General features: G+C 61.9%; 13 protein-coding genes (1 of these 13 running past the window's edge). 6 read left to right on the top strand and 7 right to left on the bottom strand.

The window, feature by feature from the left end; translation table 11 throughout:
- The 3 genes from hrpB to AMK05_RS00285 all read left to right on the top strand — a co-directional run.
- Positions 1–1,820 carry the 3' portion of an ATP-dependent helicase HrpB gene (gene hrpB, locus AMK05_RS00295; RefSeq protein WP_064835526.1) on the top strand. Its footprint begins 646 nt before the window's first position, so the window shows 1,820 of its 2,466 coding nt (coding positions 647–2,466); the start codon falls outside the window, past its left edge; its stop codon occupies positions 1,818–1,820.
- A 23-nt stretch (positions 1,821–1,843) separates the two neighbouring features.
- Complete coding sequence (locus AMK05_RS00290) at positions 1,844–3,154, top strand: ActS/PrrB/RegB family redox-sensitive histidine kinase (protein ID WP_064835524.1); 1,311 nt, start codon at positions 1,844–1,846, stop codon at positions 3,152–3,154.
- A 67-nt stretch (positions 3,155–3,221) separates the two neighbouring features.
- Complete coding sequence (locus AMK05_RS00285) at positions 3,222–3,800, top strand: ActR/PrrA/RegA family redox response regulator transcription factor (protein ID WP_064835522.1); 579 nt, start codon at positions 3,222–3,224, stop codon at positions 3,798–3,800.
- A 12-nt stretch (positions 3,801–3,812) separates the two neighbouring features.
- Here the strand turns inward: AMK05_RS00285 and AMK05_RS00280 are convergent, their stop codons facing one another.
- Complete coding sequence (locus AMK05_RS00280) at positions 3,813–4,307, bottom strand: MmcB family DNA repair protein (RefSeq protein WP_049732699.1); 495 nt, start codon at positions 4,305–4,307, stop codon at positions 3,813–3,815.
- Between the two features lie 179 nt (positions 4,308–4,486).
- Here AMK05_RS00280 and AMK05_RS00275 point away from each other — a divergent pair, with 179 nt between their 5' ends.
- Entirely contained in the window at positions 4,487–5,170 is a 684-nt protein-coding gene (locus tag AMK05_RS00275) for a L,D-transpeptidase (RefSeq protein WP_064835520.1), read from the top strand.
- Between the two features lie 76 nt (positions 5,171–5,246).
- Here the strand turns inward: AMK05_RS00275 and AMK05_RS00270 are convergent, their stop codons facing one another.
- From AMK05_RS00270 to hslV, 6 genes are all read right to left on the bottom strand, one after another.
- Entirely contained in the window at positions 5,247–7,418 is a 2,172-nt protein-coding gene (locus AMK05_RS00270) for a malate synthase G (RefSeq protein WP_064835518.1), read from the bottom strand.
- Between the two features lie 90 nt (positions 7,419–7,508).
- Positions 7,509–8,915 (bottom strand): cytochrome P450, encoded by a 1,407-nt coding sequence (locus tag AMK05_RS00265; RefSeq protein ID WP_064835516.1) that lies wholly within the window; start codon positions 8,913–8,915, stop codon positions 7,509–7,511.
- A 48-nt stretch (positions 8,916–8,963) separates the two neighbouring features.
- The gene (locus tag AMK05_RS00260; protein ID WP_064835514.1) at positions 8,964–9,911 is read right to left on the bottom strand and encodes a DUF1402 family protein; all 948 of its coding nucleotides are present in this window, start codon (positions 9,909–9,911) and stop codon (positions 8,964–8,966) included.
- Positions 9,912–10,101: 190 nt separating this feature from the next.
- Complete coding sequence (hslU, locus tag AMK05_RS00255; protein WP_064835512.1) at positions 10,102–11,409, bottom strand: ATP-dependent protease ATPase subunit HslU; 1,308 nt, start codon at positions 11,407–11,409, stop codon at positions 10,102–10,104.
- Complete coding sequence (locus AMK05_RS00250; RefSeq protein WP_064835510.1) at positions 11,406–11,918, bottom strand: GNAT family N-acetyltransferase; 513 nt, start codon at positions 11,916–11,918, stop codon at positions 11,406–11,408. The genes hslU and AMK05_RS00250 overlap by 4 nt, the downstream gene beginning before the upstream one ends.
- The gene (gene hslV, locus AMK05_RS00245) at positions 11,905–12,432 is read right to left on the bottom strand and encodes an ATP-dependent protease subunit HslV (RefSeq protein ID WP_064835508.1); all 528 of its coding nucleotides are present in this window, start codon (positions 12,430–12,432) and stop codon (positions 11,905–11,907) included. The genes AMK05_RS00250 and hslV overlap by 14 nt, the downstream gene beginning before the upstream one ends.
- Positions 12,433–12,608: 176 nt before the next feature.
- Here hslV and hisB point away from each other — a divergent pair, with 176 nt between their 5' ends.
- Together hisB and AMK05_RS00235 are read left to right on the top strand one after the other, a co-directional pair.
- A complete protein-coding gene (hisB, locus tag AMK05_RS00240) occupies positions 12,609–13,217 on the top strand; it encodes an imidazoleglycerol-phosphate dehydratase HisB (protein ID WP_064823038.1) in 609 nt (202 codons plus the stop codon).
- A 22-nt stretch (positions 13,218–13,239) separates the two neighbouring features.
- Complete coding sequence (locus AMK05_RS00235; RefSeq protein WP_064835506.1) at positions 13,240–13,722, top strand: DUF2628 domain-containing protein; 483 nt, start codon at positions 13,240–13,242, stop codon at positions 13,720–13,722.
- The last annotated feature ends 1 nt before the right edge of the window (position 13,723 follow it).

Here is a 13,723-nt window from a genome sequence, read left to right as displayed (position 1 = left end):
CCGATGAAACCGGCTCGATCCTCGCTTTCCTGCCCGGCCAGGCGGAGATCACCCGAACCGCCGAACGGCTGCAGGGACGATTTGGACCCGAGACACTGATTGCGCCGCTCTATGGCAATCTTGGCCAGAAGGAGCAGGACGCGGCAATCCGGCCGGCATCGAAGGGCACGCGCAAGATCGTGCTGGCGACATCGATCGCCGAAACCTCGATCACCATCGACGGCGTCAGGATCGTGATCGACAGCGGGCTGCAGCGCCTGCCGGTGTTCGAGGCGTCGACCGGGATCACAAGGCTGGAGACGGTGCGCGTGTCGCGGGCGTCCGCCGATCAGCGGGCGGGCCGTGCCGGACGAACGGAACCGGGCATCGCCGTCCGGCTGTGGCACCAGGGACAGACAGCGGCCCTGCCGGCCTTCACGCCGCCGCAGATCCTTTCCAGCGATCTTTCCGGACTGGTGCTCGATCTCGCCCATTGGGGCGTTCAGGATCCGGGATCGCTTGCCTTTGTCGACCAGCCGCCGGAGACGACGCTTAAGGAAGCGCGGGTGCTGCTTGGCCAGCTCGGCGCGCTCGACAAGGATGGGGCGCTGACGGCACGCGGCAAGGTAATGCGCGATCTCGCTTTGCCGCCGCGGCTTGCCGCCATGGTCGTTTCCGCTGGCGAATCGGGGCACGCCCGGGATGCTGCATCGATCGCCGTGCTTCTCACCGAACAGGGGCTGGGTGGAACGAATATCGATATCGAGGAGCGGCTGCGACGCTTCAAGGCCGAACGCGGCGAAAGAGCGGAGGCCTCACGGCGGCTGGCGGGGCGGCTGGCGAGCGGCCTCGACAGAGTTACCGCACCGGCGCCGGCGCTTGCAGGCCAGCTGCTGCTGCATGCATTCCCGGATCGAATCGCACTTCAGCGCGGCGGGCGCGGCCGATTCGTGATGGCGAACGGGCGCGGCGCGGAACTGCCTGAAACCGAGAGGCTGGCCGGCAGCCAGATGCTGGTTATCGCCGACCTTACCGGGCGGGCGGCGCAGGCGCGGGTTCTGGCGGCGGCCGAGGTGACACGCGCCGATATTGAAGCCGAGCTGCCCGGCGAGATCAAAACCGGCGATCAGATCTTCTTCGACCGGCAAAGCCGGCAGATACGGGCTCGGCGGGCAACCCGGCTCGGCGCGATCGTCTTCGAAGAAACGCCCTTGCCCCGACCTTCCGGCGCCGCCGTCACCCAGGCGCTGGTGGAGGGGGTACGCGAGCTCGGGCTCGATCATCTCGCCTTCTCGAAGGAGGCCGTGCAGCTTCGCGAGCGGATCGGATTTCTTCACCGGACGATCGGCGATCCCTGGCCCGATGTCGGCGACGATGCCCTGCTTTCCCGGCTGGACGATTGGTTCGGCCCCTATCAGACGGAGGCCCGCGGCCTCTCCGAAATTTCCGCGGCCGGGCTTTCGAACGGGCTGATGTCGTTGGTGCCGCACGAGTTGCAGCGCGACCTTAGCCGACTTGCGCCGACCCATTTCGAAGCGCCGACCGGCCAAAGGCATCCGATCCAATATGAAGGCGAGGAGCCGGTGCTGACGATCCGCGTGCAGGAGCTGTTCGGGCTGAAGCAGCACCCGGCGATCGCCGGCGGCCGTCTGCCGCTGCTGCTCGAACTGACCTCGCCAGCGCACCGGCCGATCCAGACAACCCGCGACCTGCCGGGCTTCTGGGCCGGCTCATGGAAGGATGTGCGGGCCGATATGCGCGGCCGCTATCCCCGGCATCCCTGGCCGGAGCGGCCGGAAGACGCCTTGCCGACGACACGGGCAAAACCGCGTGGTACATGAGGCCCACTGAAGGAGCCCGCGGCATGATCGACAAGACGGAAAGCCTTACGCTGGAGGACCGGCACAACAGCCGCAGGCTGCGCCTGCAGACGCTGGTGCGGCTGCGCTGGCTTGCCGTCGGCGGGCAGGCGCTGACGGTGTTCATCGTCGCCTTCTGGCTGAAATTTCCGTTGCCGCTGATCGCCAGCTCGTCGCTGATCGCCGCGCTTGCCTGGGTGAACTTCTACCTGACAATCCGCTATCCGCCGACACACCGGCTGGAATCGCCGGCCGCCTTTGCGCTGCTCGGCTTCGATCTTCTGCAGCTCTGCGCGCTGCTCTTCATCACCGGCGGCCTTGCCAATCCTTTCGCAGCCCTCGTCTGCGTGCCGGTTATCATCTCGTTTGCCTCGCAGCCGATCCGTTACAGCACGGCGCTGATCGGCTTTGCGATGGTCTGCATCACGGTGCTTGCCTTTTCGCCCTTTCCGCTGCCGTGGTTCGACGGCGTCGAGATCAATGTCCACAACGTCATGCAGTTCGGCGTCTGGTGTTCGATCGCCTCGACGATGGCATTCGCCGCCTTCTATGCCTATCGGGTGTCGATGGAGGCGAGCCAGCTTGCCGATGCGCTGGCTGCGACCGAACTGGTGCTGCAGCGGGAAAAGCATCTTTCGCAGCTCGACGGACTGGCGGCTGCGGCGGCCCACGAACTCGGCACGCCGCTAGCGACGATCAGCGTCGTCGCCAAGGAAATGGAGCGCGAACTCAAGGACGACGACCGTTTCCGCGAGGATGTGATGCTGTTGCGCAGCCAGAGCGAACGCTGCCGTGACATTCTGCGCAGGTTGACGACACTCTCCTCGGAAGGCGAAGCGCATATGCGCCGGCTGCCGCTTTCCTCGATGATCGAGGAGGTCGTCGCGCCGCACCGGGAATTCGGCATCATCCTGGAGCTGATCGAAAAGAGCCCGCGCAAGGACGAGCCGGTGACCGACCGCAATGCCGGCATCATGTACGGGCTCGGCAATCTGATCGAAAACGCCGTCGATTATGCGCGGGAGAAAGTGAAGATCACCGTCGAGCATGATCACGATAAAGTGCTGATCGTCATCGAGGATGACGGCATTGGTTATGCCCCCGATATTCTGACGCGGATCGGCGAGCCTTACATGACCAGGCGGCAGAAAGAGGATACGGCGGGCGGCCTCGGCCTCGGGCTTTTCATCGCCAAGACCCTGCTGGAGCGCTCGGGGGCATCTTTGACTTTCGAGAATCGCGACCCGGAAAGTGCGGGCGCGCGGATCCGGATCGAATGGCCGCGCATGCTGATCGATGCAAATTCGACAAAGTGACTTTGTCGGCATAAGTAGGATATAAGCGGTTGACGCAGATCGGGCGTTCAAGCGCCAGGGCAAGACGATGACAGAACAAAATCACGAAAATTTCGCCGCTGGGGATGAAGATCATATCGGTCCCGACGCCAGCCTGCTGATCGTCGATGATGACGGGCCGTTCCTGCGACGGCTGGCCCGGGCGATGGAGACGCGCGGTTTCCAGGTGGAGACGGCCGAATCAGTCGCCGAAGGCGTTGCGAAATCGAAAGGCAGGCCGCCGAAATATGCGGTGGTCGACCTTCGGCTCGGCGACGGCAACGGGCTCGATGTCATCGAAGCGATCCGCCAGCGGCGCGACGACACCCGAATCATCGTGTTGACCGGCTACGGCAATATCGCAACCGCGGTGACCGCCGTAAAACTCGGCGCCGTCGATTACCTGGCAAAGCCCGCGGATGCCGACGACGTCTTTTCGGCGCTGACGCAGCGGGCGGGCGAAAAGGCCGAGCTTCCGGAGAACCCGATGTCGGCCGACCGGGTGCGCTGGGAACATATCCAGCGGGTCTATGAAATGTGCGAGCGCAACGTCTCGGAAACGGCGCGCCGGCTCAATATGCACCGGCGCACGCTGCAGCGCATCCTTGCCAAACGGGCGCCGAAATAACCGACATATCCATCAAACATCATCGACGGTGAACGGTTTACCGTTCGCCCATTCGGCCATCATCAGCCTTTGGGCGGCGGCGCGCGAGAAGTTGAGCGTGACGGATTTTCGTGTGGCCGGGGCCATGCGGTGTTCCGGCGCCTCTCGAATCATATGGGCGCCGTAACCGTCCGAGAGGAAAAGCCCGCACTCCTCGGGAAAGATGTCGAGCGGCACACCTTCGTGAGTGGCGAAGAAGAGGCGATCGCAATGCAGCCTGTATTCCGGCCATTTACGATCCACCCGGAAATCCTCGATCGACGTCTTGATCTCAATGATCCAGACCTCGCCTTTTTCCGAAACGGTGATCAAATCGGCACGGCGGCCGCTCGCCAGCGGCAGTTCGGGTAGCACCGCGTGGCGCATTTCATGCAGCAATATCTGCGTTCCCCGCCGCACCATCATGGCCCTGTCCGATTGCCGGCCATCGATTAACGGATTGTTATTGTAAACGCTCAAAATCGTCATGGATAACCATCCCAGGGGCTGGCGTGTTGTTGCAAAAAAACCATGCGCTTTTAATTTGCGCCGCAGACGGATTTGTCGCGCTGCAGTAGCCTTGCAAAGCGCAAGTTAATCGAAAATAAACCATAATCAACGATGGTCGAAAGACTGTTCTCCTTGCCCCAAAACTTCAAGAGTCATCTATGCGCATCCGCAATGCATTCCCGGTACTTGGCCTGCTGACGACGCTCGCACTGGCCGGTTGCTCCACGACATCAGACAGCGCATCCGTCGACGACAAGGGCGCAGGCCCGACGGTACAGACAGCCCAGATCTTCAACGACGCCTATGGCGTAACCAAGGATGCCGGATACTCTCTGCCGGCGATCCCGATCGACAGGGTCAAGCCGCAGTTCCGCCGCCAGGTCGTCAGCTACCAGACCACGGAGCGCCCCGGAACGATCATCGTCAACACGCGCGAGCGCTTCCTCTATTACATCCTGGCCAACGGCAAGGCGATGCGCTACGGCATCGGCGTCGGCAAGCAGGGCTTCGCATGGGCCGGCACTGCCTACGTCGCCTGGAAGCAGGAATGGCCGACCTGGCACCCGCCGAAGGAAATGGCTGAACGCCGTCCGGATGTCGCCAAATATGTCGAAGACGGCATGGGCCCAGGCCTCAGCAATCCGCTCGGCGCGCGCGCCATGTATCTCTTTAATGACGATGGCAAAGACACGCTGTTCCGCCTGCACGGCACGCCGGAATGGGCTTCGATCGGCACCGCCGCTTCCTCGGGCTGCATTCGCCTGATGAACCAGGACGTGATCGACCTTTACAGCCGGGTCCGTCCCGGCAAGGGCACGTCCAAGGTCATCGTTATCCAGTAAGTAGAGACCGAATTCGGTATAAAAAAGGCCGCCGGACTGTCGTTCCGGCGGCCTTTTTCTATTCTCGGCTATACTCTCAACCGGCCGGCTTCGCCTTCAGCTCGAGGCGGCGGCGATGAAGCACCGGCTCGGTATAGCCGTTCGGCTGCTCCCTGCCCTTCAGCACGAGGTCGAGGGCGGCCTGGAAGGCGATCGAGCCGTCGAAATTACCGGCCATTGGCTGGTAGAGGGGATCCGCCTCGTTCTGCCGGTCGACGACGGCCGCCATGCGCTTCATCGTTTCGACGATCTGGGCCTCGGTGACGACCTTGTGATGCAGCCAGTTCGCCATGTGCTGGGCCGAGATGCGCAAGGTGGCGCGATCCTCCATCAGGCCGACATTGTTGATGTCAGGCACCTTCGAGCAGCCGACGCCCTGATCGACCCAGCGCACGACGTAGCCGAGGATGCCCTGGGCATTGTTGTCGAGTTCGCGCTGGATTTCCTCCGGCGTCCAGTTCGGCCGCACCGCAACCGGCACCGAGAGAATGTCGGAGAGCTTGGCGCGGGCGCGGTCCTTCAACCCCTGCTGAACCCTGGCGACATTGACGCGGTGATAATGGGTGGCGTGCAGGGTCGCCGCCGTCGGCGACGGGACCCAGGCGGTGTTGGCCCCGGCCTTCGGGTGGGCGATCTTCTGTTCCAGCATCGCCGCCATCAGATCCGGCATCGCCCACATGCCCTTGCCGATCTGGGCGTGGCCGGCGAGGCCGCATTCGAGGCCGATGTCGACGTTCCAGTTCTCATAGGCCGATATCCAGGCGGCCTGACGCATGTCGCCCTTGCGGATCATCGGGCCTGCTTCCATCGAGGTGTGGATTTCGTCGCCGGTACGATCGAGGAAACCGGTATTGATGAAGACCACGCGCTCTCGGGCAGCGCGGATGCACTCCTTGAGATTGACCGTCGTGCGGCGTTCCTCATCCATGATGCCCATCTTGATGGTGTTGCGCGCCATGCCAAGCGCATCTTCGACCCGCGAAAAGATCTCGACGGCGAAAGCCACCTCTTCCGGCCCATGCATCTTCGGCTTGACCACATACATGGAGCCGGCGCGGGAATTCTTCCTCCGGCCAGCCGGGCCGATATCGTAAAGCGCGATCAGGCCGGTGATGACGGCATCCATGATGCCCTCAGGCACGTCATTGCCGTCCTTGTCGACAATCGCCGGATTGGTCATGAGGTGTCCGACATTGCGCACCAGCATCAGCGAGCGGCGATGCACTTCGAAGGCGGTGCCATCGGGACCTATATATTCCAGATCCGGGTTGAGCTTGCGGATGAAGCTTACCCCGCCCTTTGCCACTTCCTCCTGCAGATCGCCCTTCATCAAGCCGAGCCAGTTGCGATAGACGACGGTCTTGTCCTCGGCGTCGACGGCGGCAATCGAATCCTCGCAGTCCATAATCGCCGTGATCGCCGATTCCAGCCAGACATCGGAAATATGAGCCGGATCGGACTTGCCGATTGCCGTTGTCGCGTCGATGACGATCTCGATATGGATGCCGTTGTTCTTCAGGAGAATATGCGTCGGGGCGGCGGCATCGCCGCGATAGCCGGCAAAATGTCCGCCATTCCCAAGCGATATCTGTTCGCCGTCGATCGATCGGAGGGCGAGCGCTCCATCCTTGACGGCGAAACTGCCGACATCCTTCCAGTGGCTCTCCTGCAGCGGCACCGACGTATCGAGGAAATCGCGCACCCAGGCGATGACCTTCTCACCGCGTTTCGGGTTGTACCCCCTGCCCTTTTCGGCGCCGTCACTCTCCGGAATGGCATCCGTGCCATAGAGCGCATCATAGAGCGAGCCCCAGCGGGCATTGGCGGCGTTCAGCGCATAACGGGCGTTCATGACGGGAACGACCAGCTGCGGGCCGGCGATCGAGGCGATCTCGGGGTCGACATTCTGGGTCGACACCTGGAAGTCCGATCCCTCCGGCAGGAGATAGCCGATCCCACGCAGGAAGGATTGGTAGTCGTCAATATCGCTCGGGGCGCCGTGCCGACGATACCAGTCGTCGATCTTGAGCTGCAGTTCGTCACGTTTTGCCAGCAGCGCCCGATTCCTCGGAGCCAGATCGTGGACGATCGCCGAAAAATCGGCAAAGAACTTGTCCGCATCGACCGCCAAGCCAGGCAGCACCTCCTTGACGAGGAAATCATGAAGGATGGCTTCGATGGCAAGTCCGTTCTTATCGATGCGGCTCATGCGGCATTCTCCCTGCAACAACTGTCAATGCTGCCACTTTGCCCGGCTTTCATTCACAGTCAATTCCGCAATAATTCGAAAGATTTATGCTTATCGGGAAACTATACGCGGCGTCACCCGCATCGGCAGGCCGTTCTGCGGCTGTGTCGTCAGCTTCTGCACCGGCCAGGGCTTGGTCTCATCGGTGGAATCGAAGCGATAACGATGCATCAGGACGGCAAGGGCAATCACCGCCTCCTGAAGTGCAAAGGTTGCGCCGATGCAGACACGCGGACCGGCGCCGAAAGGCAGGAACTGGAAGCGGCCGATAGAACCGCGATTTTCCGGCAGGAAACGCTCGGGCATATAGGCGCGCGGCCTGTCCCAATAGAGTTCGTGGCGATGGAGCGTCCAGGGCATGATCAACACCGTGATCCCGGCCTCGAGCGCGACCCGCTCGCCCTTGGGGCTTATCCAGGAATCATCGGCTATGGCGGCGCGATTGATGGATGGCGCCGGCGGATAAAGGCGTAACGTCTCCTCGAAGGCGGCACGCGTCTGCGGCATCATATCCAGCCATGCCACCGGTTCGGCTCCGGTGGCGAGTACCGCCTCGATTTCCACCTCCATCGCCTGGCGGATATGCGGGCTGTTCGAGACGCAATAGAGCGTCCAGGCCAGCGCCCGCGCCGTGGTCTCATGGCCTGCGCCGATAAAGGTCAGGATATTGTCTTCGATTTCTTCCTTGGTCAGCCTGTCGGGGCCTTCCTGTTCCAGCAGCAGAGTCAGGAAATCCTCGGGTGCCGTGCCGCGATCGGCCTTCATCTTAGCCAACCGCATATCCATCGTGTTGCGCACGATGGCGCGGAACTTCTCCAGCACTTTCTGACCGCCGATGCGTGTCACACGTGGAACCCAGGACGGCGCGCGCATCAGATCCATCGGATCGACGCGGCCCATGCGATGCAGGAGAGCATTGACGTCATCGGCAAAATGGCCGCTCGAAGTGACAATTTCACCTGAAAATAACGTGTCGGCGAGGATCGCGAAGGTCAGCTCGGTCATATCCGTGCTGATATCGAAAATTGCCCCCGCCTCGCCCGCGCTCTGATATTTGCCGGCATAGTCTTCCGACTGGCGCAGCATCTGCCCGGCAAAGCCCTGGGCATGGCGGGGTGTGAAAACGGGTGCAACCGCCTTGCGTGATCTCTTCCAGACAGGTCCTTCGGCCGTCAAAAGACCGTCGCGGAGGATCGGACGCAGGACGAGCTGGCGCACATCCGACATGCGGTAATTATTGGCATTGTCGACCAGCACATGCTTGATCAGGCCGGGATCATTGACGATCAGCGTCCTCTGACCGAAGAAATTGGTGCGGATCCAGGGCAGCGTGTAGGAGGGTTCGCCCCAGAGTTCGAGCGGGTTGCGCAGGATGGTGCGGATGATTTCCAGCCGGCTCGGCGGCACGGTGCGCGGCATCGGCGCCGGCGGAACGAAGGGATCAGGACGCATGTCCATCGGAAAAGCCTTTCGGGGAAGATCGACATCTTCCCGTCAGGCCTGAAGCTAGAGCAGGCCCTTGAGTTCGTCCAGCTTGTCGTTGATCAGCCAGCCGTAATAATTCTCTTCGGGCCAGGCGGTGGCGCCGGAGCCGCGGTTTTTCGCGGCAAGGGCTGCGGCGCGCTGGCGCGAATTGCCGACATTATAAAGCGTCGCGGTCAGGCCGGGATTGCCCGAGATATCCATGCCGGCGATCTCCTTGTAATCGTCGATCGACCGGCGGATCGAGGCGGCGACGAAGGCGAGCGAAATATCGGGGTCCATGATCGCCCTGTAGACGGCGCCGGCATTCTTTTCGTTCAGCTTCGGGTAACCGGAGACGCGGGCCACCAGATCGGAGAGCATCAGCGCCGTCAGCGGATTGACCTGGCCGAGGCCGAAGGTCTGGCCGGCATAGAAGGGCTGAAAAAAGACCGCGCTGAAACGATTGTTGGGGAAGGGCTTGCCACCCACCGTCTTGCCGCGGAAATCGCTTTCCCAGACATCCTCGCGACAGGACCAGAGCGTGTAGGAATCACTCTTGGCTTTGCATTCGGCAAATTGCGGCCGCGCCACGAAATCGTCGACGTTTTCGCCGTCATAGGCGAAGCGGAAGCTTTCTCCGGCATAGGAGGCAGCCTTGACATAATAGGCCTGCAGCCGGTCGTAGGCGTCGACATTATAGGTATGTTCGCCGACGATCGCGCCGACGACATGGATGGGATTGATGCCGTAAGCGCTGGAGACCTTACGGATCTTGCCCATCAGCTCGCGATCGGTCGCCAGAAGCTCGTGGACCTTTTCATATTTCAGATCGAAGCTGCTCTTGGTTCCTTTGGTGCGTCTCACCGACGCGCCCGGAATATCGGGCTGCTCGGCATGACGGTTGCCGGCCGGAACCGTCTGCATGGCGAAGGCAGGCGCCGAATTCACCAGGGCAGCGGCAATCAAAAGGCTTGTCAAAAGGCGTCGCACGATCCGCTATCCCGTCCCGTTCCATCGTCCTGTTTGCGATGCGGCTGACTGGACCAGAATCTTGGCCGAATAAAGCCGGAGCGGAAAACAAAACGGGCCTTCACTAAAAAGTAAAAGGCCCGCTGTCGAGGATAGAGTTCGTCACAATCCGGCATTCACATCGGGAAAGACATGGACCGGTGCGCCGATATCACAGAATGAAGCGCGAGAGATCGGTATTCTGCGCGAGATCGCCGACATGCTCGCGCACATAGGCGGCATCGATGGTGACGGCCGTGCCGCCGCGATCGGGCGCATTGTAGGAAATATCGTCGAGGACCCGCTCCATCACCGTCTGCAGACGCCGGGCGCCGATGTTTTCGACGGAGGAGTTCAGATGCACGGCGACATCGGCGAGCGCATCGATGGCGTCGTCGGTGAATTCGAGGTTCAGGCTTTCGGTTTCCATCAGCGCGCGATACTGGCGGATGAGGCTTGCTTCCGTCTCGGTCAGGATCCGGCGGAAATCCTCCTTGTTCAGCGGGCGCAATTCGACACGGATCGGCAGGCGCCCCTGCAGCTCGGGAAGAAGATCCGACGGTTTGGAGACGTGGAAGGCGCCGGAGGCGATGAAGAGGATATGGTCCGTTTTCACCGGCCCGTATTTGGTCGAAACCGTTGTGCCTTCGACGAGCGGCAAGAGGTCGCGCTGCACGCCTTCGCGCGAAACGCCGGCGCCCATGCCGCCGTCGCGGGCGGCGATCTTGTCGATTTCGTCGAGGAAGACGATGCCGTCATTCTCTGTGGAGCGAACGGCCTCGCGCTGGATCACCTCATTGTCGATCAGCTTGTCGGATTCATCGCGGATCAGATCGCTGTAGGAGGCCTTGACCGTGGTGCGGACCTTCTTGGTGCGGCCGCCCATCGCCTTGCCGAACATTTCCGACAGGTTGAGCACGCCGATATTCGCGCCCGGCATGCCGGGTATTTCGAAGCCGCCCATGCCGGAGCCGGCGTCGGCCACCTCGATATCGATTTCCTTGTCGTCGAGTTCGCCGTCCCTCAGCTTCTTGCGAAAGTTTTCGCGGGTCGCAGGCGATGCGGTGGTGCCGACCAGCGCATCGAGAACACGCTCCTCGGCGCTGACATGCGCCTTGGCCTGGACCTCGGTCCGTTTCTTCTCGCGCACCAGGCCGATGCCGACCTCGACCAGATCGCGGATAATCTGCTCGACATCGCGGCCGACATAGCCGACCTCGGTGAATTTGGTCGCTTCCACCTTGATGAAGGGCGCGCCGGCGAGTTTTGCCAGGCGGCGGGAGATCTCGGTCTTGCCGACGCCGGTCGGGCCGATCATCAGGATGTTCTTCGGCATGACTTCGTCGCGCAGGCTCGGGTCGAGCTGCTGGCGGCGCCAACGGTTGCGCAGCGCAATCGCAACGGCGCGCTTGGCGTCATGCTGGCCGATGATGTAGCGGTCGAGTTCGGAAACGATCTCGCGGGGGGAAAAGGTGGTCATTGCGTATCATTCTCCTGGCGGTCCAGGGCCATCAACAGCGCCCGGCCGTATTTAGTCGTTGTTTCGCCAAGTCCATGAAAGCCCGTCTTGGTATAGGCTCTGATTGCGAATACATTGTCAGGATGCGGATCGACGAGGATCCGCCGCGCACCCTTTGCAAAGAGCATATCGCAGAACCCTATCATAAAGGCCGGTCCATGACCCTTGCCAACGAGTTCCTCTATGCCGATGAACTGGTCGATGCCGTAGGTGCCCTTCGGCTGGCCGGCGAGCGCTTCATCGTCCTCGTCGTCGAGATCGGCCGCCCGGATAAAGGCGAAGTCCTTCCCATTCAAAGTGACGATGAAGCAAGAGACGGAAGCCGCATCGATATGCTCTTCCATTGAAGCCAGCGCCTCGGCCGGATCGCGCCACCAGCGCCTGACATGCCGGCTTTGCAGCCATGTGGCGAGGAGCGGCAGATCAGCCACGGCAAGCGGCCGGAAGGCATAGGGTTCAGCCTTCGGCATCCAGCGCTTCCACCACGACATTATGGTTCGTGTAGACGCAGATGTCGGCTGCGATTTCGAGGGCGCGGCGGGCAATCTCTTCGGCCGATTTGTCGGTATCCATGAGTGCCAGGGCGGCCGCTAGGGCAAAATTGCCGCCGGAACCGATCGCCGTCGTGCCGTGCTCCGGTTCCAGAACATCGCCGTTGCCGGTAATCGCCAGCGTGATCGACTTGTCGGCGACGAGCATCATGGCTTCGAGATTGCGCAGGTATTTGTCGGTGCGCCAGTCTTTGGCGAGTTCGACGGCAGCGCGCATCAGCTGGCCGGGATATTGCTCCAGCTTCTTTTCAAGCCGTTCGAGCAGGGTGAAGGCATCGGCGGTGGCGCCGGCAAAACCGGCGACGACGTCGCCCTTGCCAATGCGCCGCACCTTGCGGGCATTGCCCTTCATGACGGTCTGGCCGAGGCTCACCTGGCCATCGCCGGCCATCACCACCTTGCCGCCTTTTCGAACTGTAATGATCGTTGTCATCAAACACCTGTCTGCCCATGACGCGGGCGTTTACGCGAGACCAGACATTGGCCCTGTTGAGCCCTATGTAAGTGGGCCGGCGCCGTTTGCAAATGGCCAGGCTTTTCTCTTGCCCGGCTTCTGGATATTTGCCGATGCGCCTGATAAGGAACGGCCTTATTCCGATGGAGGGCCATATGGCCGAGACCGCAGCAAGCCGTACGGGCAGCGTTTCCCGCAAGACCAACGAGACCTCGATTTCCGTCTCCGTCAATCTCGACGGCACCGGCAAATCGAAGATTTCGACCGGTGTCGGCTTCTTCGACCATATGCTCGACCAGCTTGCGCGACATTCCCTGATCGACATGGAGATCGAGGCCAAGGGCGACCTGCATATCGACGACCACCACACGGTCGAGGATACGGGCATTGCCATCGGCCAGGCGATCTCCAAGGCGCTCGGTGACCGGCGCGGCATCACGCGCTACGCGTCGATCGATCTCGCCATGGACGAGACGATGACCAAGGCCGCGGTCGATCTTTCCGGCCGGCCGTTCCTCGTCTGGAACGTCGCCTTCAGTGCGCCGAAGATCGGCACGTTCGACACCGAACTCGTTCGCGAATTCTTCCAGGCGCTTGCCCAGAATGCCGGCATCACCTTGCATATTCTCAACCATTATGGCGCCAACAACCACCATATTGCCGAGACGTGCTTCAAGGCCGTCGCCCGCGCATTGCGCACGGCGACAGAAATCGATCCGAGACAGGCGGGCCGCGTTCCCTCTACCAAGGGCACGCTCGTCTGAGCCCTTCAAGGGAGCGGCGACAATGACATCAAGCTATATCTTCCTGACACCGCCCGGCAGCGCTGGCACGCGCCTTGACGAAACGCGTGTGATCCGCGACGGCTTCACGTGGCTCGGTCTGCTGTTTCCATGGGCCTGGCTGCTGTTCCATCGGCTGTGGTTATACGCGGCGGCCGCCTTTCTGCTGCAGGCAATCGGCGGCGCGCTGATGGACGAGCCGGGTCTCTGGCCGGCGGGAGCAGCCATCACGCTGGGCGTGAACCTGCTGGTCGGCCTGGAGGGCCAGAATTTGCGCATCCGCAACCTCGCCGGCAAGGGCTGGAATGAAGACGCACTGATAGCGGCCGATACGATCGGCATTGCCGAAGACGTCTACTTCTCCGACAGGGCGGCGGAGCCCGACACTGACGCCGCCGCGCCGGGCTGGGAGAACAAGAGCCGGCCGAACGGCCCGCATGGCCAAGCGACATCGCTTGGTCTTTTTGGTTTTGATGGAGGACGCTGAC

The organism is Rhizobium sp. N324 (assembly GCF_001664485.1).
Lineage (GTDB): Bacteria > Pseudomonadota > Alphaproteobacteria > Rhizobiales > Rhizobiaceae > Rhizobium.
This window is presented reverse-complemented; position numbering and strand designations above follow the sequence as displayed.